15 protein-coding genes and 2 pseudogenes are annotated in these 20307 nt (G+C 65.3%); 9 read left to right on the forward strand and 8 right to left on the reverse strand.

Annotation, left to right across the window (positions count from 1 at the left end; genetic code table 11):
- Both ABF821_RS13150 and ABF821_RS13155 read left to right on the forward strand, forming a co-directional pair.
- Positions 1 to 1429, forward strand: a pseudogene (locus ABF821_RS13150) (ATP-dependent helicase); the annotation flags it as partial.
- Between the two features lie 110 nt (positions 1430 to 1539).
- Positions 1540 to 1767: a hypothetical protein gene (locus ABF821_RS13155; RefSeq protein WP_415530303.1), complete on the forward strand. Its 228-nt coding sequence runs from the start codon at positions 1540 to 1542 to the stop codon at positions 1765 to 1767.
- A gap of 288 nt (positions 1768 to 2055) precedes the next feature.
- On the opposite strand, the pseudogene ABF821_RS13160 reads toward ABF821_RS13155, so the two are convergent.
- Both ABF821_RS13160 and ABF821_RS13165 read right to left on the reverse strand, forming a co-directional pair.
- Positions 2056 to 3894, reverse strand: a pseudogene (locus ABF821_RS13160) (pyruvate oxidase); the annotation flags it as partial.
- 243 nt (positions 3895 to 4137) lie between these two features.
- Entirely contained in the window at positions 4138 to 5046 is a 909-nt protein-coding gene (locus tag ABF821_RS13165; RefSeq protein WP_182972379.1) for a LysR family transcriptional regulator, read from the reverse strand.
- Positions 5047 to 5184: 138 nt separating this feature from the next.
- Here ABF821_RS13165 and ABF821_RS13170 point away from each other — a divergent pair, with 138 nt between their 5' ends.
- From ABF821_RS13170 to ABF821_RS13180, 3 genes are read left to right on the forward strand one after another with little or no spacing between them, the layout of a single operon-like run.
- Entirely contained in the window at positions 5185 to 7752 is a 2568-nt protein-coding gene (locus tag ABF821_RS13170) for a TonB-dependent receptor plug domain-containing protein (RefSeq protein WP_415530304.1), read from the forward strand.
- Between the two features lie 41 nt (positions 7753 to 7793).
- Complete coding sequence (locus ABF821_RS13175; RefSeq protein ID WP_415530305.1) at positions 7794 to 9668, forward strand: NAD(P)-binding protein; 1875 nt, start codon at positions 7794 to 7796, stop codon at positions 9666 to 9668.
- Positions 9659 to 11050 carry a multicopper oxidase family protein gene (locus ABF821_RS13180; protein WP_415530306.1) on the forward strand — a complete coding sequence of 464 codons (1392 nt, stop codon included), beginning with the start codon at positions 9659 to 9661 and terminating at the stop codon, positions 11048 to 11050. Before ABF821_RS13175 ends, ABF821_RS13180 begins: the two co-directional genes overlap by 10 nt.
- Before the next feature lie 39 nt (positions 11051 to 11089).
- Here the strand turns inward: ABF821_RS13180 and ABF821_RS13185 are convergent, their stop codons facing one another.
- A complete protein-coding gene (locus ABF821_RS13185; RefSeq protein WP_415530307.1) occupies positions 11090 to 11455 on the reverse strand; it encodes a hypothetical protein in 366 nt (121 codons plus the stop codon).
- Between the two features lie 184 nt (positions 11456 to 11639).
- Here ABF821_RS13185 and ABF821_RS13190 point away from each other — a divergent pair, with 184 nt between their 5' ends.
- Together ABF821_RS13190 and ABF821_RS13195 are read left to right on the forward strand one after the other, a co-directional pair.
- Complete coding sequence (locus tag ABF821_RS13190; RefSeq protein ID WP_182972383.1) at positions 11640 to 12884, forward strand: MFS transporter; 1245 nt, start codon at positions 11640 to 11642, stop codon at positions 12882 to 12884.
- 12 nt (positions 12885 to 12896) lie between these two features.
- The gene (locus ABF821_RS13195) at positions 12897 to 14300 is read left to right on the forward strand and encodes an amidohydrolase (protein ID WP_415530308.1); all 1404 of its coding nucleotides are present in this window, start codon (positions 12897 to 12899) and stop codon (positions 14298 to 14300) included.
- On the opposite strand, the gene ABF821_RS13200 is transcribed toward ABF821_RS13195, so the two are convergent.
- Complete coding sequence (locus tag ABF821_RS13200) at positions 14286 to 14765, reverse strand: Lrp/AsnC family transcriptional regulator (protein ID WP_246400851.1); 480 nt, start codon at positions 14763 to 14765, stop codon at positions 14286 to 14288. The two genes, ABF821_RS13195 and ABF821_RS13200, sit on opposite strands and share 15 nt — an antisense overlap.
- A 111-nt stretch (positions 14766 to 14876) precedes the next feature.
- On the opposite strand from ABF821_RS13200, the gene ABF821_RS13205 reads away from it, so the two are divergent.
- Entirely contained in the window at positions 14877 to 15968 is a 1092-nt protein-coding gene (locus ABF821_RS13205; RefSeq protein ID WP_415530310.1) for a saccharopine dehydrogenase NADP-binding domain-containing protein, read from the forward strand.
- Positions 15969 to 16242: 274 nt separating this feature from the next.
- Here the strand turns inward: ABF821_RS13205 and ABF821_RS13210 are convergent, their stop codons facing one another.
- Both ABF821_RS13210 and ABF821_RS13215 read right to left on the reverse strand, forming a co-directional pair.
- The gene (locus tag ABF821_RS13210; RefSeq protein WP_415530311.1) at positions 16243 to 16788 is read right to left on the reverse strand and encodes a DsrE family protein; all 546 of its coding nucleotides are present in this window, start codon (positions 16786 to 16788) and stop codon (positions 16243 to 16245) included.
- Positions 16789 to 17148: 360 nt separating this feature from the next.
- Entirely contained in the window at positions 17149 to 18429 is a 1281-nt protein-coding gene (locus tag ABF821_RS13215) for an MFS transporter (RefSeq protein WP_415530312.1), read from the reverse strand.
- 143 nt (positions 18430 to 18572) lie between these two features.
- Between ABF821_RS13215 and ABF821_RS13220 the strand changes: the two genes are divergently transcribed.
- Entirely contained in the window at positions 18573 to 19166 is a 594-nt protein-coding gene (locus tag ABF821_RS13220; protein ID WP_415530313.1) for a TetR/AcrR family transcriptional regulator, read from the forward strand.
- 19 nt (positions 19167 to 19185) lie between these two features.
- Here the strand turns inward: ABF821_RS13220 and ABF821_RS13225 are convergent, their stop codons facing one another.
- Positions 19186 to 19371, reverse strand: a complete 186-nt coding sequence (locus tag ABF821_RS13225; RefSeq protein WP_182972389.1) for a hypothetical protein — start codon at positions 19369 to 19371, stop codon at positions 19186 to 19188.
- 165 nt (positions 19372 to 19536) lie between these two features.
- Entirely contained in the window at positions 19537 to 20145 is a 609-nt protein-coding gene (locus ABF821_RS13230) for a YceI family protein (protein ID WP_415530314.1), read from the reverse strand.
- Positions 20146 to 20307: the final 162 nt, after the last annotated feature.

Below are 20307 nucleotides of genomic sequence, written 5' to 3' on the forward strand. Positions count from 1 at the left end.
CCCCCCCAACCCGCTGGCAACCCATGAGTGGGTCGCCGATGACGTGTTCAAGCGCCTGCGCCTGCGCGCCCTGCACGCCGCGCGCGCGGCAACCCGCCCGGCGGGGCAGGATGCCTATACCCGCCTGCTGCTGGAACGCCACGCCCTGGCCACCGCCCCCGCCGGCCGGCACCCGCTCGCCGGCATCGACGGCGTCGTCAGGGTCATCGAGCAACTGGCCGGCGTCCCCCTGCCGGCCGCGTTGTGGGAGAACCAGATCCTGCGCGCCCGCATCGCCGACTACACCCCTGCGATGCTGGACGAACTGCTCAGCCACGGCACCGTCCTGTGGTGCGGCCATGCGACTCCCGGCAATGAGGACGGGCTGGTGTCCCTGCACCCAAGCGATTTCGCCGCCGAAACCCTGCCGCCTCCACCGGATGCCGACCGCATGGCGGCTTTCTCGCCGCTCCAGCGCGCCATCCTCGCCATTCTCGCCGATGGCGGCGCCTATTTCGCCCGCCAACTCGCCGCGCTGGCCCCCGCCCGGCTGGCGGCGGAGCCGGACAGCGACTGGGTCAGCAACCCCATCCTGACGGCATCCGAACTCGATACGGCGTTATGGGACCTCGCCTGGACCGGCCACGTCACCACCGATAGCTGGTCGCCGCTGCGCGCCCGTTCCGGCGCCCGCACGACCCACCGCCCCCGCCCCATCCAGCGATCACGGCGTCACCGGGGCCTGCACGGCGCTGCCTTCGCCCGCCCATCGGGCGACCCCACCCTGTCGGGCCGCTGGTCGCTGCTCCCCCGCGAAGCCGTTACCGACACCGCCCGCGCACTGGCCCTGGCCGAGGGCCTTCTGGACCGCTACGGCATCGTCACCCGCGGCGCCACCATCGCGGAAGCGGTGCCCGGCGGCTTCCCCGCCCTCCAGCCGATTTTCCGCAGTATGGAAGATGCCGGCCAGATCCTGCGCGGCCGCTTCGTCGAAGGGCTGGGCGCCGCGCAGTTCGCCGAACGCGCAACCATCGACCGCCTGCGCATACATGCCGAGCACCCCACCACCGCACCGCGCGCCATCGCGCTGTCGGCGGCCGACCCCGCCAACCCGTTCGGCACCATCCTGCCCTGGCCGCCGCACCCGTCCACGACCCGCCCGACGCGCCGACCCGGCGCCTTCGTCGTCATCGCCGGCGATCGCCTGGCCTTCTACCTCACCCAGGGCGGCCGCACCCTGCTGACCTATCTCGATCCGGACGACCCCGCCCACACGGACCGGCTCACCACCGCCCTGTCCGCCCTCGCCGCCGCGCTGAAGCGCGAAAAGCACCTCATGTTCACGCTTGAGACGGTCAATGACCACCCCGTGCAGACAACGCCCCTCGACGCCGCCCTGCGCGCCCACGGCTTCTCGATGATGCCGAAAGGCCTCGGCTGGCATCCATAACGCGGCACATTCCAAGCCCGATTTCAGGCCCCCAACAGGCGCGGCTATCGACGCAGAGAGGAATACAATGCGCATCGAGAGGTCGAGGGTGAAGATCGTTCGATATCGGGATGCGCCACATCAGGCTCGCCGGCAAACAATCGAGCAATGGCGGAACAGAAAGCGGGCAGATCGTCCGGCCGGCGGGGTGCGACCAGCTTGCGGCCCCCCACCACTGCCCCACCGACCCGGCGCGCACCTTCGCATCCGTGCTCCGGTCCAGCGCCAGCTTCGCAGACTCGATCTCGAACATGTCGCTCAATGCCACCATCCGCACGAAAGCGCGACGAGAAGCGTAGCGTCACGCGAAAGCGCCAGACATAAGCCTGTTTTCAAAAATCCTATACACCAGTTTGTGAGAATCCGTTCTCACCCTGCCTTGCCCGTCAAAGGTTTTGGAAGGTTCCCTCTCCCGGCGCATTCTCAAACGGTTCTCCATGAATTTTCCTTTCAGGAAAAACAGAAAGACACCGCGTGCCCGAAAATGTCAGAAACCCGACCAACGTCATCCGCCAGCCGGGTATCCCAAAAATTGCTGTCTCACAGGCTCCGGTCACAGGCCGCGCCCTCTGCCCGGACAATCCGTCTCAGCGTTTGAGCAGATTGGTCTTGGCGAGATCGAGGATTTCATCCCCGCGCCCGTTCATGATCGCCCGCAGGATATAGAGGCTGAATCCCTTCACCTGCTCGGCCTTGATCGTCGGCGGCAGGGAAAGTTCCTGCGTGGCAGTCACCACGTCCAGCAGCGCCGGCCCGTCATGTGCCATGATTTCGGCCAGAGCCCCCGGCAGATCGCCCGGATCTTCCACCCGCATGGCATGGATGCCCATGGCCCGCGCCATCGCCGCGAAATCCGGATTCTTCAGGTCGACCCCGACATCGACAAACCCCGCCGCCTTCATCTCCAAGGCCACGAAACCCAGCACGCCATTATTGAATATAACAATTTTCACCGGCAGCTTCTGCTGCGTCAGCGTGATCAGGTCCCCCATCAGCATGGTAAAGCCGCCATCGCCCGACAACGACACGACCTGCCGCCCCGGCTGCGCAGCCTGGATACCGATCGCATGCGCCATGGCATTGGCCATGGACCCATGCACCCACGACCCGACCAGACGGCGCCTGCCATTCATCTGGAGGTAACGGGCGGCCCAGATGGTCGGCGTGCCGACATCCGCCGTAAACACCGCATCGTCCGACGCAGCCTCGCTGACCAGTTTCGCGAGATATTGGGGATGGATCGGCCTCCGCCCCGGCGTACCGACCGCCAGATCGTCCAACCCCTCGCGGGCCTTGGCATAAAGGCCCAGGCTGGTGTCCAGATGCGCCCGGTCCGCCTTCACCGTCAGCTTCGGCAGCAGCGCGGTGATCGTCGTCCCCACATCTCCGACCAACCCCAGATCCAGCTTGCAGCGCCGCCCCAGATTCTCCGGCCGGATATCCACCTGCACGATCCGGACATCCGTAGGCAGAAACTGCTTGTACGGAAAATCGGTCCCAAGCATCAGCAGCAGGTCACATCCCTGCATCGCGGCATAACCCGACGAAAACCCGATAAAGCCCGTCATGCCGACATCATAGGGATTGTCGTATTCAACCCACTCCTTGCCACCGAGGGCATGTACGGTCGGGCTCTTCAGCGCCTCCGCCAGTTGCATGAGCGGCCCATGCGCCCCGGCACATCCCCGCCCGCAGAACAGGGTAATACGCGCGGCACCGTTCAGCATCTCCGCCAGCGCATCCAGTTCGGCCTCCGCCGGCAGCACGCGCGGCTGCGGCGGCAGCAACGCCCGCCGCGGGGCCCGCGGCCGCCCCCCCGCCCGCCGCCCCCCCCCCCCCCCCCGCGGGACCCACCCCCCCCCCCCCCCCGCCCCCCCCCCCCCCCGCGCCCCCCCGGCGGGGCCGGGCCCCCCCCCCCCCCCCCCGCGGCGCCGGCGCCCGCCCCCCCCCCGGCCGCAGCGCGACATCTCCCGGTATCACCACCACCGCCACGCCGCGCTGCCCCACGGCGGCCCGAATGGCATTTTCCAGCACATAGGGAAGCTGCGCGGGGTCGGAGACGAGTTCGCAATAATGGCTGCATTCGCGAAACAGGTTCTGCGGATGCGTTTCCTGGAAATACCCCCCGCCGATCTCGGCCGACGGAATCTGCGCCGCAATAGCCAGCACCGGCGTCCGACTGCGATGCGCGTCGAACAGGCCGTTGATCAGATGCAGATTTCCCGGCCCGCACGACCCCGCGCAGACGGCCAGCCCGTTCGTCACCTGCGCTTCGCCGGCGGCCGCGAACGCCGCGACCTCCTCATGGCGCACATGCACCCACTCGATCGCGGGCCGCAGACGCAACGCCTCGGTCAGGCCATTGAGACTATCGCCGACAATGCCGTAAATCCGGCTGACACCGGCTTCGACAAGCGTATCGGCAATCAGGTCGGCAACAGTGCTGGAAGGCATCCAATTTCTCCAGAAATAGGGCGTACGGGTCAGAAGGAAGGTCGAACCATCCCCACGCAGCGCCACCCCTCACCCCCGGTCAGCGCACCAACACATGAACGGAACGCCATTGTCCCGGTTCCCTCATCCTGCCCCTGCACCCGCCCCGTTCTGCCGGCATGACGACGGAATCCAGCCTTTCCCAACCGGTCTCCATCCGTCTTCCGGCCCGGCCATCACGCCATGATCGCACGATTGATCAAAGCGATCTGGTCAGTGCAGAGCGCGGCCAGGCGCTTCGCGTCGTTACCCGGAGAAACCCCGGGCGGAACGATCACCTGCACGGGAAAGACGCATTCCACATCCAGTGGACGGATCGTCAGTTGCTCACGATGCGCAAACGCGGTCACCACATCCACCACCGCCACGCCCAGCCCGTTCTGGACCATGGCACAGGCGCAGGCACTGTTCTGGGTTTCGACGAATGATGTCGCTTCCAGCCCGTTCTGGCTGAAATATTCCCCGATCGGATTGCCGAGGGCGAATTGCTGCGAAAAGAAGATCAACCGGTGCCGCACCAGATCCTTCACCCTGATCCGCCTTGCCCGCGTCAGCGGATGTCCATGCGGTGCCACCACGGCGGCATGAATCATCAGCGTGCGGTCGATCGTCACACTGCCCGTCCCCTGCACCGGCAGGGCGAAGCCGATATCCGCGCCATTGCTGCCGACCATATGATGCACGTCCAGCGAACTGAGCACGGACAGCGAGAAGCGCAGTTCCGGCCGCACGGCAATCCAGGACGGCAACGCACCGGGCAGCAGATGGGTACCGATCGCCGGCATGGCGGCAATCCGGATCTGCACCCCCTTTGCATGCCGCAGCCCGTTCAGCGTCACGTCCACATTGCGCATGGCGCCGAACAGGCCCTTCAGGTCCGCCATCAGCACATGGGCCGCATCGGTCGGCGCCAGCCGGCGGCGCGCGCGGTCGAACAGCGCAGTGCCGGTCTCGGCCTCCAGATGCCGGATCAGCTTGGTGATCGCAGGCTGCGACAGATGCATCATCCGCGCCGCCGCGCTGACCGACCCGGTCTGGCACACGGCCATGAAAGCACGAAGCTGGTGGAAACGTTGGGGCGTCATCGACTTCGCTACCTGTAGATATGAAAAGGCAAACAAAAAGAATTTGTAGTTATCATGACAGAGCCGTAACAGACAAATCAGAAATTCCCTCGTTTCCGTAACGAAGGCCATATTTCAGCACGCGGAGATCCAGAGACCATGTCTGTTCGGTCGTCCACTCGGGCAAAGCTTCTATTGTCCGCTTTCTTTTCGTTTTCGATGATCTCGTCCGTTTCCGCGGCACCCGGAAAGAACGCCGAGGCCGACCCGGACAGGACCGGCAACGGCAACGGCAGTCGCCACAATGCCGGCAGGCCGGTGCCGAAGCCCGCGCCATCGGCATCGGCATCGGCGCATAGTGTCAGCACCACGCCCCGCGGCATCCGTCCCCCGGCCGCCGCCGAACTCCCGCCCCCCCAGGAAGCCATCATCGTCACCGGCACCCATGCCGGAAACCGGCGGGTCTATGATTCCGTCAGCCCTATTTCCGTCATCTCGTCCCAGTCTCTCAAGCAGACGGGCCAGGTCAATCTGATCGACGCCATCGTCAGGCTGGACCCGTCGATCACGGCACAACAGGTCGGCAAGGGGGGCGCCAGCCTGGCCTCGACCCTCCGGATGCGCGGCCTGAGCCCCAACGAGGTCCTGGTGCTGGTCGACGGAAAGCGGCGCCATACCACCGCCACCATCAGCACCTCCTCCGGCCCGGAAAAAGGCTCAAGCGGCGTCGACATCAACATGATTCCCACCAACGCCGTCGACCATATCGAGGTGTTGCGTGACGGCGCGGCCGCCATGTACGGGTCCGACGCGATTGCCGGCGTCATCAATATCGTTCTCAAGAAAAGAGCCACCGGTTTCTCAGCCAGCGCCCAGACGGGGGCGAACGCCTATAACGGCGATGGCTGGCAGACCCAGATCAATCTCGGCTACGGCCTGACATTCGGCAATACCGGTTATTTCCGCATCGACGGCCAGTACACGCACGCCGATCACATGGTCCCCCCGACCTACGATGTCGGCGCAAAGACCTATCATTTTCCGCCGTCCAGCAACCACATCACCAGCACGCCCGAGGAAACGCGCGGCAACATCGCCCTGTCCTTCGGCGCCGATCTCACCGAGGGCATCCAGGGATACGGCAATATTCTCTACACCCATCGCCACAACGAAGCGTACGAGAACTACCGCTACCCCAACGCCCTGCCGGGTCTCTACCCCTACGGCTACTCCCCGGTCGAGACGAATGACGAGAACGACTATTCGGCCACCCTGGGCCTGAAGGGCCACAATCTCTTCGGCTGGACGTGGGACCTCAGCACCACCTATGGCGCCGACAACAGCCGCATCGGCACCATCAATACTGCCAACGTGGACCTCTACCAGCATACCGGCTCCACCCCCACGAGCATGATGGATACCAAGTACAATCTCGCACAATGGACCAATAATTTCGACGTCAAGAAAGATTTCAACATCGCGCATACGGTTCCCGTCACCGTAGCGGCCGGCGCGGAACACCGGCTCGAAACCTATCAGCTATGGGCAGGCGACGTCGCATCCTACGAACGCGGCGGCGCACAGGGCTATGGCGGTCTCATGCCTTCGAATGCAGGCAAATGGAGCCGCGATATCTGGGCCGCCTATCTCGATGGCGATTTCCACTTCACGAAGAAATGGGAAGTCGATTTCGCCGGCCGGTTCGAACATTATACCGACGGATCAGGCAACACCGAGACAGGAAAAGTCTCCACGCGCTATAACTTCAGCAGAAGAATCGCCATTCGCGGCACCTTCAGCAACGGCTTCGAAGCCCCCTCCCTGCTGCAGGAGCATTTCAGTTCCACCAATACATCGGTGACCAGCGCCTCGGCGCTGCTGTCTCCCAACAGCCCCGGCGGCAGGTATCTCGGCGGCCAGGCCCTCAAGCCCGAGCGCTCCACCAGCGCGGAAGGCGGCATCGTCATCGAGCCGATCGACCGGCTGCATGTTTCAGCCGATGTCTACCAGATCAATATTCGCGACCGTATCTATGTCGGTGGCTCCACCTACGGGCAGACGGCGGCTCAGGCAATCACCCTCTCGGGCGCGGAACTGCCGACGACCGTCTCCCCGCAGCAGGTCAGTGCGCTTTACTTCGCCAATGTCGGCAGCACCAGAACCCAGGGCCTGGATATCCGCTCCGATTATTCATACGTCTCCCGGCGCTTCGGAACCTTCACCCCCTCCCTGTCTCTCAGCCTCACCCGTACCCGTCTCCAGCACATCAACACCAATGCCAACGGCAACCCCTACCTGAACGAACAGACATCGGCCTTTCTGACCACCACGTCGCCCCGCAGCAAGATCATCCTCCAGTTGCACTGGACCTATCACAACTGGGACGCCACGATCCGGCAGACCCGGTATGGCGAAACGTCCGATATGCTGACCTACCAGGACCAGACGCCCGCCGGCGCCACCTGCAAGGGCCAGCCCCTGGCCTATTCGAATGTCTGCTGGTCCAAATTCACCAATACGCCGGCATGGCTGACCGATCTCGAAGTCGGCTACCGCCCGCTTCCCGATCTGCATATCGCCGTCGGTGCAAACAATATCTTCAATGTCCGGCCCAGAAAGGTACCGCTGGACGTCAATTACCGCGGCGCCAGCCCCTACGACCTGAACGCCTCGGGGATTTCCTTCACCGGCGGCTACTACTACGGCCGCATCGACCTGACGCTTTAAAAAAAACACGAATATAAAACAGACGTTCAGAAGGAAACGATATGGGAAACGGCAGCAGTGAAGATCGCCGTCTGGGCATGGGGGGTGGCACCACGCGGCGAGACTTCCTGAACGGCAGATCCCGCCCGGTGGGGGGCTGCCCGGTCGCGGGGCACGATCCCGGCGGCATCGACGATTTTTCCGGTTATGGCGGCGTCGGAGATTATGCCGGCGCCAACGGCAATACATTGCCGGTGCTGACGGCGGCACACCGCGTGCGCGATGGATTGCACGCCGCCCTGTCCGCCGCCCCGCTCCCTGGCGAGGAAGTCGAATCCTACGACCTGGTGATCGTCGGCAGCGGCCTGACCGGCCTGATGGCGGCAAAGGAATATCAGGCACGGACCGGCGGCACCCGGCGCTGCCTGATCCTCGACAACCACCCGATCTTCGGCGGCGAAGCCCGGCAGAACGAATTCATGGTCGAAGGCACCCGCCTGCTCGGGCCGCAGGGATCGAACGATTTCCTGGCCCCGAAACCCGATGCCGACACGCCGATCGGCACCCTGTTTCGCGAATGCGGCATCCCTTACGATTTCGCCGTGCAGAACTGGGACACATCGCTGAAGAAACTGCGCTTCTCTTTCGACAATTATTCAAACATGGACGGCTTCAACGAAAAACTGGTCGATGTCGCCTATCGTTTCCAGACCAGGGACGGCGCCCGACATCCCTACTGGGCCGAAAATATCTGGCAGGACGATCTGGCGCGCACCCCCTTCGCGCCCGAAGTCCGGCAGAGCCTCCTGCGCTGGCGACGGGGCGAGGGCACCGTCCACGCCGACGATCCAAAGGCCCTCGATCAGGTCGATTACCGCACCTATCTGGAAAAGATGTGCGGCTACCGGCCCGAAGTGACGGCATTCCACCAGCCGGTCGTGGGCCTGCTGGGCGGCGTCAGCGCCGATGCGATCTCCGCACGCTACGGCATGCATCTGGTCTCGCATTCCAATCGCCTGACCTACTCCTTCCCCGGTGGCAACGCGCTGCTGGGGCGCTATCTTGCAGGCCAGTTGATCCCGGGCCTGTTCCCCGGCGGCATGTCGTTCTCCGCCATGCAATGGGGCCGCATCGACCCGACCCGGCTGGATGCGGACGGTCCGGTCCGCATCCGTCAGAACGCCACGGTGGTTTCGGTCAGCCATCGCGGCGGCGACCCGGCATCGGGCATCGTCGACGTGGCCTATGCCCGCGCCGGCTGCACACGCCACGTCCGCGCGCGCGCCGTCATCATGGCAACAGGCGGCTGGATCACCAAGCATGTGGTACGCGACCTGCCGGCCGATATCCGCGCCGCCTACGACCGGTTCTGCTACGCGCCCGCCCTGGTGGCAAACGTGGCGCTCAGGAACTGGCGTTTCCTCTACCGGCTGAATGCAACGGCGGCCCGCTGGATGGATGACGGCACGATGTTCGGCTTCTGCGCCAATATCCGCCAGTCGATCGTCACGCCGGACTATGATCCGCCGCTGCACCCAGACCGGCCGGCGCTGCTGACCTTCTATATGGGCCTCTACACGCCCGGCCTGAGCGCATGGGAACAGGGCGCGCGCGGCCGGATGCGCCTGCTGTCGACCAGCTACGCGGAATACGAGCGCATCATCCGGGCCCAGATGGCGGCGATGTTCGCCGATGCCGGGTTCGACCCGGCACGTGACATCGACGGCATCATCCTCAATCGCTGGGGCCACGCCCGGGTCATCCAGACACCGGGTTTCTATTACGGTCTTGGCGGTCAGCCTCCGGGGCGCGAGATCGTGGCGCGCGGCTTCGGCCGCATCGCCATCGCCCATGCCGAACTCAACGGCGCACAGAACTATACCGGCGCCTTCCAGCACGGAATCCGCGCCGGCCGGGAGGTCGCATCATGGCAGTGAATGAGATTCCCCCCGTCACGCGGCGCCAGGCGCTGCTGGCTGGCGGTGCGGCGGGGCTTCTCCTGCGTCCGGGCACCAGCCACGCCGCACCGTCCCCCGCTTCGCTCCCCGTCCGCCCCACCACGCTGCACATCGCTCCCACCACGGTCGAACTGGCGCCGGGCATCACCCGGCGGGTGCTGGCCTATAACGGCCAGGTCCCCGGTCCGGTACTGCGCCTGCCCGAAGGCCGGCCGGCCTGGATTCGCGTGACGAACGGCAGCGACGCACCGGAACTGGTCCATTGGCACGGCCTGGATGTCGGCGCCGTGCCCGACGGCGCGACCGAGGAAGGCTCGTCGGTCATCCAGCCGGGCGGCACGCTGGACTACCGCTTCGTGCCCCCCCGCTCCGGCACGCGCTGGTATCATACGCACACCATGGCGATGATGGATTTCTCACGCGCCCTGTATAGCGGCCAGTTCGGCTTCCTGATCGTCGAACCGCGCCGCGATCCCGGCCGTTACGACCGCGAAGTGCTGCTGGCAGCCCATCACTGGGATGCCGACCTGCCCGATATGCCCCGGTCGCCCGAAGAATGCGCCACGCCGCGCTACCGCTACGCCACCTTCAACGGCCGGTTGATGCAGGCGGCCGAGCCGATACGCGTGCGGCAGGGCGAGCGGGTGCTGTTCCGCTTCCTCAATGCCAGCGCGACCGAGACCGTTTCCCTGGCCCTGCCGGGCCACGCCTTCACCGTGGTCGCACTGGACGGCAATCCGGTCGCCAATCCCGCGCCGGTATCGGTCATCACACTGGGCGTCGCCGAGCGGGTGGATGCCATTGTCCATATGAACCGCCCGGGCTGCTGGGTGCTGGGCCCGACCGACCCCATACAGCAGACCACCGGCCTCGGACGAGTCATCGAATATGCCGGCAGAAGCGGATCACCCGTCTGGACCCCCCCCCCGGCGTCCGACTGGGATTACGCCCTGTTCGGCGGCACCGCCGCCCCCCCGGTCGAAGAGCTGCGACTGGACGGCATCTTCCCGATGCTGTTCGAACGGCGGCCGATGCCGGACGGAATGGAGGGCTGGACGATCAACGGCCGCTCCTATGCCGACCTTCCGCCACTCCATGTCCGCGCGGGCGGGCGCTATCTGTTTCGCTGGATCAATCTCAGCGGCTGCGCGCATCCGCTCCACCTGCACCGGCATAACTTCACCGTCCTTCGTCATGGCATGCGCCGGATCGGCCCGATCGAGAAGGACACCGTCCAGATCGGACGTTTCGATACGATCGACGCCCTGTTCACCGCCGACAACCCTGGGGACACGCTGTTCCACTGCCATCACCAGATGCACATGGACTACGGATTCATGCAGATGCTCCGCTACACCTGACCTCCGGGAAGGCGCTCCGGGCCGACCGGCCCGGCTCTTTCAGGACGGAGATTTCGCCTTGCTCTGCCGGGGCTTCTTTTTCCCCGCCGGCTCGAACATCGTCCGACAGCGCGGCGACAGCTGATCGATCTTCTTTTTCATGCAGGCGGTTATCTTGTCTTCGTTGGGAATGGCGAAGGTGCACAGCTTGATCGCATCTCCGCGACAGGCTGCGCTCTGCTCCTCCCGCGACGCCGCATGCGCCGTGCTCACGAAGAGCGCGGGGATGGCAAACAAGGCAAATGCAGAAACTCTCAAGGCGACTTCTCCCCAATAGCCGGAGGATCGACGAAGGGCGCCCCGAAAGGTACGGTTCAACGAGGCATGCCAACGCGAAATGCGGCGGATATCCTTCCGATAACGCATTCAACCATCAAGAGTTCTCTGCCGGGCCGTTCCCATCGGGCATGCGCTGGTTCGTGATCCCATCAGGCGCTTTCGCGCCGCATCCGGATCATGTTCCGACCGTTCCGCCATGCTCCATTTGCCTTGCAGGCCGCCTTCCAGTCATAATTCATGACAGTTTCAGAACGGGAGCGGAGCATTGGGTGTGGCGACTGCCGGACCGGGCCGGATCATGCTGGTGGCAGGGGCCTGCATCGGCAATTTTCTCGAATTCTACAGCTTCCTGGCCTACGCCTATTTCGCGCCGATGATCGGGGATGCCTTCTTTCCGGACAGCAGCGGCCTCAATGGCCTGCTGCGGACGATGCTGGTGTTCGCCGCCGGCTTCGTCGCCCGTCCGGTCGGAGCCATCGCCATAGGCCGCTACGCCGCCCGCCATGGGCGGCAGCGGGCAATGATGCTGTCCTTCATTCTGATGGCACTCGGACTGGCCCTGCTCGCCCTGACGCCGCCCGCACGGGTTATCGGGCCGTGGGCGCCACTCCTGATCCTGCTGGCCCGCGTCGTGCAGGGTTTTTCGGAAGGTGGTGAAATCGGGCCGGTCACGGCACTGCTGTTCGATGCCGCACCACCCGGCCAGGGCGGCCTGTACGGCTCGCTGCAATATCTGACGCAACTGCTCGGCTCGCTCGCGGCCGTCACCGTCGGGCTGGTGCTGTCACTGGTCCTGACACACGACCAGCTTTACGACTGGGGTTGGCGCATCCCCTTCGTTTTGGGCCTGGTCATCATCCCGGCGGGCTCCGCCCTGCGCTGGATCGCGACCGCCGTGCCGCACACCCCCTCGCCCGTCGGCGGCGCCCGTCCACCCGCATTGGCGGTGACGCTGATCGCGCTGACGGTCGCCGGCGGCACCATCTCCACCTATCTGCGCCATTTCGGGGTCAGCTACGCCATCTCCGTGCTGCATCTGTCGCCGCGCGTCGGCATGCTGGCCAACGTGGCAGGCATGCTGGCCGGACTGGCAACGGTGCCTCTGGGCTGGTGGATGGCGCAGCGGTCGCACCACCTGCGCGGCACGATCGGCGCGCTGATGGTGCTGACGGGCGTGTTGAGCGTGCCTCTCTACCGCTTCGCCATCACCCAGCCGGGCCTGCCCAGCCAGTTGCTGCTGAACTGCGTCCTTTTCGCCCTTTCGAGCCTGACGCTGGTCCCACTATGGCAGGCCATGCTGGAGTCCCTGCCATCCGCCAGCCGGGTCCTGCTGTTCGGCTTCATCTATTCCACCACGGTGTCGCTGTTCGGCGGCTTCACGCCCTCCCTGGTCACATGGCTGATCCAGCATACCGGCGACGCGACGATGGCCGGATACCTGATGGCCCTTGCCTATGGCGTACAGGCGGCGGCGTGGTACGGGCTGAGCCGCTTCGACAACCAGCACCACGCCTGACCGGGGGCCGCCATGCACGCCAATACCGACCGCCTGTGGGATCTGGTGGATACCCATGCACCCGCGGCAGCCGCGCTGGCCGACGCCGTATGGGCCGTTCCAGAGTTGAATTTCGCCGAGACCCGCTCCTGCGCCCTGCATGCCCGGGCGCTGCACGCCGCCGGCTTTCGCGTCACTCCCGGCATCGCCGGGCTTCCTACCGCCCTGCTGGGCGAGGCCGGAAACGACGGCCCGGTCATCGCCTTCCTGGGCGAATATGATGCCCTGCCGGGCCTGAGCCAGCAGGCCGACGCAACCACGCATCGGCCCCTGCCGGGCGACGGAAACGGCCATGGCTGCGGCCATAACCTGCTGGGCGCGGCATCGCTGCTGGCCGCAACGGCGCTGAAGGACTGGCTGGCCGAAACAGGCCTCCCCGGCCAGGTGCGCTATTACGGCTGTCCGGCCGAGGAAGGTGGCGCCGGCAAGGGCATCATGGTGCGCGCCGGCAGCTTCGCGGGGGTCGATGCGGCCATCACCTGGCACCCGGGGTCGTTCGCCATGGTGTTCCCCCCCGCCTCGCTGGCCAGCCAGAGGGTGGATTTCACCTTCACCGGTCGATCGGCCCACGCCGCCGCCGCTCCGCACCTGGGCCGCTCGGCGCTGGACGCGGCCGAATTGATGAATATCGGGGTCAATTACCTGCGCGAGCACATGCCGCCGACCGCGCGGGTTCATTACGCATATCTGGATACGGGCGGAAACGCCCCCAACGTCGTGCCGGCACGGGCGGTGGTGGCCTATTCCATCCGCGCCGCCGACCTGCCCGAGATGCTGGCCCTGGCCGCGCGTGTCCGCACGATCGCCGAGGGCGCCGCCATGATGACGGACACCACGGTCACATGCACGGTGGTCAGCGGCATGGCCAACTTGCTGGGCAATCAGCCGCTGGAGGAAGCGATGCAGATCCAGTTCGAACGGCTGGGTCCGCCTCCGTTCACCACGGCCGATCGCGCCTACGCCGAGGCCATGCGCGCAACGCTCGATGCACAGCAGATCGCCACGGTCTTCCGGGCGCTGAACCTGCCCGTCAAACCCGACATGGCGCTATGCGACACGGTCATTCCCTACGTCCCGGATCGCGGTCGGTCGATGATGGGCTCGACCGACGTGGGCGATGTCAGTTGGGTCGTGCCGACGGTGCAGGCCCTCGGCGCGACCAGCGCCGTCGGCACGCCGCTGCATTCCTGGCAGATGACGGCACAGGGCTGTTCGACACTGGCGCATACCGGCATGGTCCACGTCGCCAAGGCCATGGCGGCAACCGGCGCGGAACTGATACGCAACATGGCCCTCCTGGACCGTGTCCGGGCAGCGCACGCAGGCCAGGTCGCGCAACAGCCCTATATCAGCCCGATGCCGTCACCTGCCGCCTGACGATCCCGGCTCGGGCTCGCCTCCCCGCCGCCGGAACCGCGTGGAAAGGATGATCGCCGAGGTCGTGCGCTCCACCCCGTCGAGCATGCCGATCCGGTCGATCACCCGGTTGATGGTTTCGGTCGCGCCCGCGCCCACGACGGCGATCATGTCCACCATGCCGCTGACGGCATGCAGTTCGCGAATTTCGCGGATCGGGCGCAGCGCGGCCTCGACCGAGGCGGCATGCCGGGGCGTGATCGTGATCATCACATGCGCCCGCACCGCATCCGCGTCATGGGCGGGGGTCACCGTCGTATAGCCGGCGATCACCCCGGCCCGCTCCATCCGCTCGATCCGGCTCTGCACCGTGGTGCGCGACAGGCCGACACGGCGCGCGAGCGCCACGGTCGACATCCGCGCATTGCCCTCCAGCAATGCCAGCAGGGTCCTGTCCGTCTCGTCGGGTTGCATAATGCCGATCATATCCGACATTCCGCCGAAAGAAAGCCCCGATCGCACGTCACGCTGTCCATTGTGTCCGGCCCCGTTCCTTCGTTCCATTTCCGTATCGCATCAGCATCAGGAACGATTGGCATGAAGAAGATACTCGTTGTCGGCGCAGGCAAGATCGGTTCGACGATCGCGGACTTCCTGGATGCGACCGGCGACTACGCCGTCATGCTGATCGACCGCGACCAGCCGGGCCTCGATCGCGCCGATGTCGGTCCCCAGGTGCGCAAGGTACGGGTCGATATCGCCAGGGACGGCGCGCTCGCACCGCTGATGGAGGGCCATTACGCCGTCCTCTCCGCCGCCCCCTATCACCTGACGACGACCATCGCCACCGCCGCCGCCACGGCCGGCATCCATTATCTCGACCTGACGGAAGATGTCGCCAGCACCCGCGCGGTCCGCGCGCTGGCCGAGGGCGCGCAATCCACCTTCATCCCGCAATGCGGCCTCGCCCCCGGCTTCGTCTCCATCGTCGCCCACGACATCGCCCAGCGTTTCGAAAAGCTGGACACGATCCACCTGCGCGTCGGCGCGCTGCCGGAATTTCCCTCCAACGCGCTGGGCTACAACCTCACCTGGAGCACCGACGGCGTCATCAATGAATATATCGAGCCCTGCGAGGCCATCGTCGGCGGCGAACGCCACATGGTACCGGCCCTGGAAGGGCTGGAGACGCTGGGGGTCGACGGCGTGACCTACGAAGCCTTCAACACCTCCGGCGGCCTAGGCTCCCTGTGCGAGACCTATGCGGGCGCGGTGCGCGAACTGAACTACCGCACCATCCGCTACCCCGGCCACGCCCAGGCCATGAAGATGCTGCTGCGCGACCTTCGCCTGGCGGAAAGGCGTGACATATTCAAGGATATCCTAGAATACGCGCTCCCCGTCACGCGACAGGACATCGTGCTGGTCTTCGTCACCGTCTCCGGCTGGCGCGAGGGGCGACTGACCCAGGAGAGCTTCGTCCGCCGCATCTATGGCGAGACGGTCAACGGCCGCCCGCGCACGGCAATCCAGATCACCACCGCCGGCGCGATCTGCGCGGTGCTGGACCTGTTGAAAGACGGCCACCTCCCGGCACGGGGCGTCATCCGGCAGGAAGACATCGCGCTGCCCGCCTTCCTCGAAAACCGCTTCGGCCGCGTCTATCAGGGCCGCCGCCACACCGCCTGAACGCTCCCCAAACGCGCCTCGGCATGCGCCCGCTGCGCAACGGCGGACGCAATGCCAAATATGACCCGGTTCTCGGCAGACCACGAGCCTCACCCGCCTCTCTCACCCGAGGCGGAATGCAAGAAATGCGGGTCAACGATTCAAGCCTCCGGCGTCCTCCTGATGATATTGTTCGAAATCAACAATAAATATAGGCGTCACCATCCTGGAACGCGAAGATCATATACCAAAGCCTGTTGACACGGCCCGTATAGAGGCAGGCGGACAGCATCCGTCATCCGGGGATCACGGCCCAGCCTCTCAGTTGCAGGTTGGCCAACGTCACCATGGCGGATAGATCGACCTGGACCCCGTCGGCGACGGCGTCCCGTGCAATCTTCTGGCCCGCCAGAGCGTAGCTGCACACTTCGATCGAGACCCCCGCTTTGCGCAGCGCGCGCAGCAGCGCGGTATTGGGGTTGTCCCGACCGAAACGCGCCCGGTATTCCCCATCGGCGAGGATAGACGGCGTAGCCGCCCCATAGACGATCGCCACAACGTCGCCGGTCTTGGGATGTATCCCGTCAGCCGCGAGCAGGTTCATGAACCGAGCGATCCGCTCCAGTGCTGGATTGATCTGCGCGGGATCGGGCGCGGCCCGCGCCGTGTCGAACGCCACCCGGTACCGCAACGACGGATCGGGACGGTTAGCAGAGCCATCGGCGGCATGAACGGCGCCATAGGCCGGGACGGCGTCCCCACCCGTCCGCGCATGGGCAATCCCGCCCCAACCGCTCAGGAGCGACAGGGAAGCGAGGATCAAGCGGGTAGCGTTGCTCATAGAATCACCTTTCATGGGCCGTCTGGTTATCACGCGGAGTCGCATATCCCGGCGATATCTGTTCCCACGCATTCAACTCTCGTCGTCACCATGCCGGTCCCGCTATTCTGCGAGGCGATTATATAGCATTTCTGGTGACGTTCCTGAATCCCCCTTGAGGCTCGCAGGCAAGCGTGCAGGACTGCGCGGAAACGCCCACACTGACAGAACCGCGTCGTCCCAGGGAATGATCCCGCCGCCGGTCGCCGCGATCACATCGCATATGGCGAGTGACAACAGTGGATTTCCGTTTAATCCGCTCCGACACTGGGGAATGGCGGTGCACAGCCCCTCCCCCGCGATCGGGCAAAGGTTTTTCTACTACCCCCCAGCCGGCAGCGGAACCCGCGTCGGCGCCCGGCCGATTCCCAGTGCCATCAGCGCCGCCAGCAGTCCCGCGCAGCCGGCCAGCACCAGCATGTCGCGATAATTTCCCTGCGCCTGCCGCAGCAATCCGGCCAACGACGCGGCGCAGGCCGCGCCGATCTGGTGCCCGAACACCACCCAACCGAACACCACGGGCGCCGCGCGCTCGCCAAATGCCGAAGTGGCCAGACGCAGTGTCGGCGGCACGGTCGCAATCCAGTCCAGTCCGTAGAAAATGCCGAAAACCGTCAGGCTGTCCGGTGAGAAATCGCAGAACGGCAAAGCGGCCAGCGACACCCCCCGCAGCCCGTAATAGGAAAACAGCAGCCAGCGCGCATCCATCCGGTCGGTCAGCCAGCCGGACAGGGTGGTGCCGAACAGGTCGCACAAACCCATCATGGCCAGATAGCCCGCCGCCGGCACCTCGCCGATCCCATGATCGGCACAGATGGCGATGAAATGCGTACCGATCAGGCCATTGGTGGTAAACCCGCACACAAAAAAGGTCAGGAACAGAAACCAGAAATCGCGTTTCACCACCGCATCGCGCAACGCCCCCACTGCCATGCGCAACGGATGCCGATCAGGCGGCGACGGCGGAACATAATCCGGCGGTGCCCCATGCGGCAGAAGCCCCAGCCGCTCAGGATGCTCCGGCAGGCACAGCGCAACCAGCGGCACCAGCACCAGACAGGCGATGGTGACGGCCAGCACTGGTGCCCGCCAGCCGTGATCATGCGCCAAGGCCGCCAGCGCCGGCAGGAAGAACAGCGATCCGGTCGCCGTGCTGGCTGCCAGCAGCCCCATCACGGTGCCGCGCCGAGCCACGAACCAGCGATTCACCACCGTCGCCCCCAGCACCATCGCCACCGCCCCGGTACCCAGCCCGGTCAGCACCCCCCAGGTAATGAAAAACTGCCAGGGCTGCGTCATGAACAGGGACAGAAAACTGGCCCCGCCGATCAGCAGCAGCGCACCGACCAACGTGCGGCGTATCCCCACCGCCTGCATCAACGCCGCCGAAAACGGACCGACGAAGCCGTAGAGAAAGATGCCGAACGCCGCCGTGGCCGAGATCCCGGCCCTGCTCCAGCCCAGTTCCATCTGCAACGGCATCATCAGCACGCCCGGCGTCGCACGCACGCCAGCCGAAACCAGAAGCGACAGGAACGTCAGCCCGACCACCACCGCATATACGCGCGCGGGCCGGGAAAGCTTGCGAGGGGCTGGGATCACGCTCATATCACTGACCGGTCAGTTCTGCTGCTGTTGCCAAAGCCCCGCGCGCCCGTCCACGCATCCTCGGCGCTTCGGCAGCAGCCTCCAGGGCCACGCCACGTTAGGTACCGATCGGTAACATCGTCAAGCGGGTTTCGCGCATGTCCACTCCCCCGTCTCCTTCCCGACGCCCCACCGCCGCCGAACGGATCCGCCAGTCGGCGCGCGACCTGTTCTACCGGCAGGGGATAAGGGCCGTCGGCGTGGAGGAGATCGTGCAGAATGCCGGCGTCACCAAGCCGTCGCTCTACCGCGCCTTTCACTCCAAGGACGGCTTGGCGACCGCCTTTCTCGCCGACTACCAGCATTGTTTCTGGGACCGGATCGCCCTCGTCCGCGCCGCTCACCCCGAAGACCCGCGCGCCCAGATCCTGGCCTATTTCGACGGGCTGGCAGAGCGTTCCGCCGCTCCCGACTATCGTGGCTGCGCGCTCACCAACGCCATTCTCGACTATCCCGACCGCACGCACCCGGTACGGCAGGAAGCCGCGCGCCTGAAGCATGAGGTACGCGACTGGCTGGTCGAACGCGCCCACCAGATGGGGGCCACCGATCCCGACCGGCTTGCCGACGGTCTGATCCTGCTGATGGAAGGCGCCTATGTCGTGGGTCAGGCTTTCCCGCCGCCAGGCCCGGCGGCGCGGGTGGGCGACTGCGCCCGCCTGCTGATCGAGGCACAGTGCGGGCCGCGATAACCGGGCGGCCCGCCATCCTCTATCTGCGGCTCAGGTCACACAGGGCATCGATTTTGTCGGCCAGCGCGGCAATCCCCTCACGCAGGGCCTGGGGCGTCTGCGGCATAGACTGCGCCCGACTGTTCAACTGCTCCACATCCGACTGGATTTCGGACAGAAGAATGCTGATTTCCGAAAAATGCTCACGTTCGTCATACCGCCGCATGCCTGATATCCTTCGTCCGGCTCGGGAAAAGCCATCCTACGCAAAAGAGCGCGACCTGACGATCTCTGGATTTCCCTTCACGCAACGATCGAACATCCCGGGCGCGGCCGGAAGAACCATCCACCGCGACCGCCCCATGCAGAACGATCGCGGCGGTCACGGCGGTCAGTCCTGCTTTTCGAAGGCACCGGCAATACGCAGGGCCACTTCGTCGCTGACATAGGGCACATATTTGCTCACGCCGAAATCGCTGCGCTTGATGGTGCCGGTGGCCTCGAATCCGGTGGTATATTTCTTGTCGATCGGGTTCATGCCGGCACCGATGAAATGCACTTTCAGCGTCTCGGGCTTCGTCACGCCATGGAGCGTCAGGTTCCCGCTCACCACGGCATCGCTCTTGCCGGCCAGTTTCACGCTGGTCGAAACGAAGGTGGCATCGGGGAATTTACCGGCATCGAACCACTCCGCCCCCTTCAGCTCGCCAGTCAGCACGTCACTGGTGGTCTGCACCGAGGCGATGGGGATCGTCACCGACAGGCTGGACGCGGCCGGATTCTTCACATTCAGTTCCAGCGTGCCGGAGACGTTGGAAAACATGCCCGCGTAGTGGGTAAAGCCGAAATGCAGCACCGAGAAACCGACCTGCGTATGACCGGGCTCGACTGCATAATGCCCCGCCTGCACCTCGGCCGGGCTGGTCGCCGCCTGGGCAGCGAGGGGAAGGCTGGCGGCAAGGGCCAGAACGGCAAAAAGCGAAGAGGCGCTACGCGTCATAGGAACGAACTCCGAAATCTGAACAAATCCACACCGAACGCCCAGGCCACACCGGCCCGAACCATTCCGCTCCATCCAGACATAACGGATGTCCCCCAATCCAATGATAAAAATGCCGGAAACAGATCGTTTCCACATTTTGCACCGCCCCCCACCCCGTGG

Origin of the sequence: Gluconacetobacter sp. (assembly GCF_047721585.1) — a bacterium.
Classification (GTDB): domain Bacteria; phylum Pseudomonadota; class Alphaproteobacteria; order Acetobacterales; family Acetobacteraceae; genus Gluconacetobacter; species Gluconacetobacter dulcium.

What these genes read in the sequence shown, in the direction of transcription:
- ABF821_RS13155 (WP_415530303.1), top strand. Translation starts at nt 1,540, where the DNA reads ATGCGCCACATCAGGCTCGCCGGCAAACAATCGAGCAATGGCGGAACA.
- ABF821_RS13165 (WP_182972379.1), bottom strand. Translation starts at nt 5,046, where the DNA reads ATGACGCCCCAACGTTTCCACCAGCTTCGTGCTTTCATGGCCGTGTGC.
- ABF821_RS13170 (WP_415530304.1), top strand. Translation starts at nt 5,185, where the DNA reads ATGTCTGTTCGGTCGTCCACTCGGGCAAAGCTTCTATTGTCCGCTTTC.
- ABF821_RS13175 (WP_415530305.1), top strand. Translation starts at nt 7,794, where the DNA reads ATGGGAAACGGCAGCAGTGAAGATCGCCGTCTGGGCATGGGGGGTGGC.
- ABF821_RS13180 (WP_415530306.1), top strand. Translation starts at nt 9,659, where the DNA reads ATGGCAGTGAATGAGATTCCCCCCGTCACGCGGCGCCAGGCGCTGCTG.
- ABF821_RS13185 (WP_415530307.1), bottom strand. Translation starts at nt 11,455, where the DNA reads ATGCGTTATCGGAAGGATATCCGCCGCATTTCGCGTTGGCATGCCTCG.
- ABF821_RS13195 (WP_415530308.1), top strand. Translation starts at nt 12,897, where the DNA reads ATGCACGCCAATACCGACCGCCTGTGGGATCTGGTGGATACCCATGCA.
- ABF821_RS13200 (WP_246400851.1), bottom strand. Translation starts at nt 14,765, where the DNA reads ATGATCGGCATTATGCAACCCGACGAGACGGACAGGACCCTGCTGGCA.
- ABF821_RS13205 (WP_415530310.1), top strand. Translation starts at nt 14,877, where the DNA reads ATGAAGAAGATACTCGTTGTCGGCGCAGGCAAGATCGGTTCGACGATC.
- ABF821_RS13210 (WP_415530311.1), bottom strand. Translation starts at nt 16,788, where the DNA reads ATGAGCAACGCTACCCGCTTGATCCTCGCTTCCCTGTCGCTCCTGAGC.
- ABF821_RS13220 (WP_415530313.1), top strand. Translation starts at nt 18,573, where the DNA reads ATGTCCACTCCCCCGTCTCCTTCCCGACGCCCCACCGCCGCCGAACGG.
- ABF821_RS13225 (WP_182972389.1), bottom strand. Translation starts at nt 19,371, where the DNA reads ATGCGGCGGTATGACGAACGTGAGCATTTTTCGGAAATCAGCATTCTT.
- ABF821_RS13230 (WP_415530314.1), bottom strand. Translation starts at nt 20,145, where the DNA reads ATGACGCGTAGCGCCTCTTCGCTTTTTGCCGTTCTGGCCCTTGCCGCC.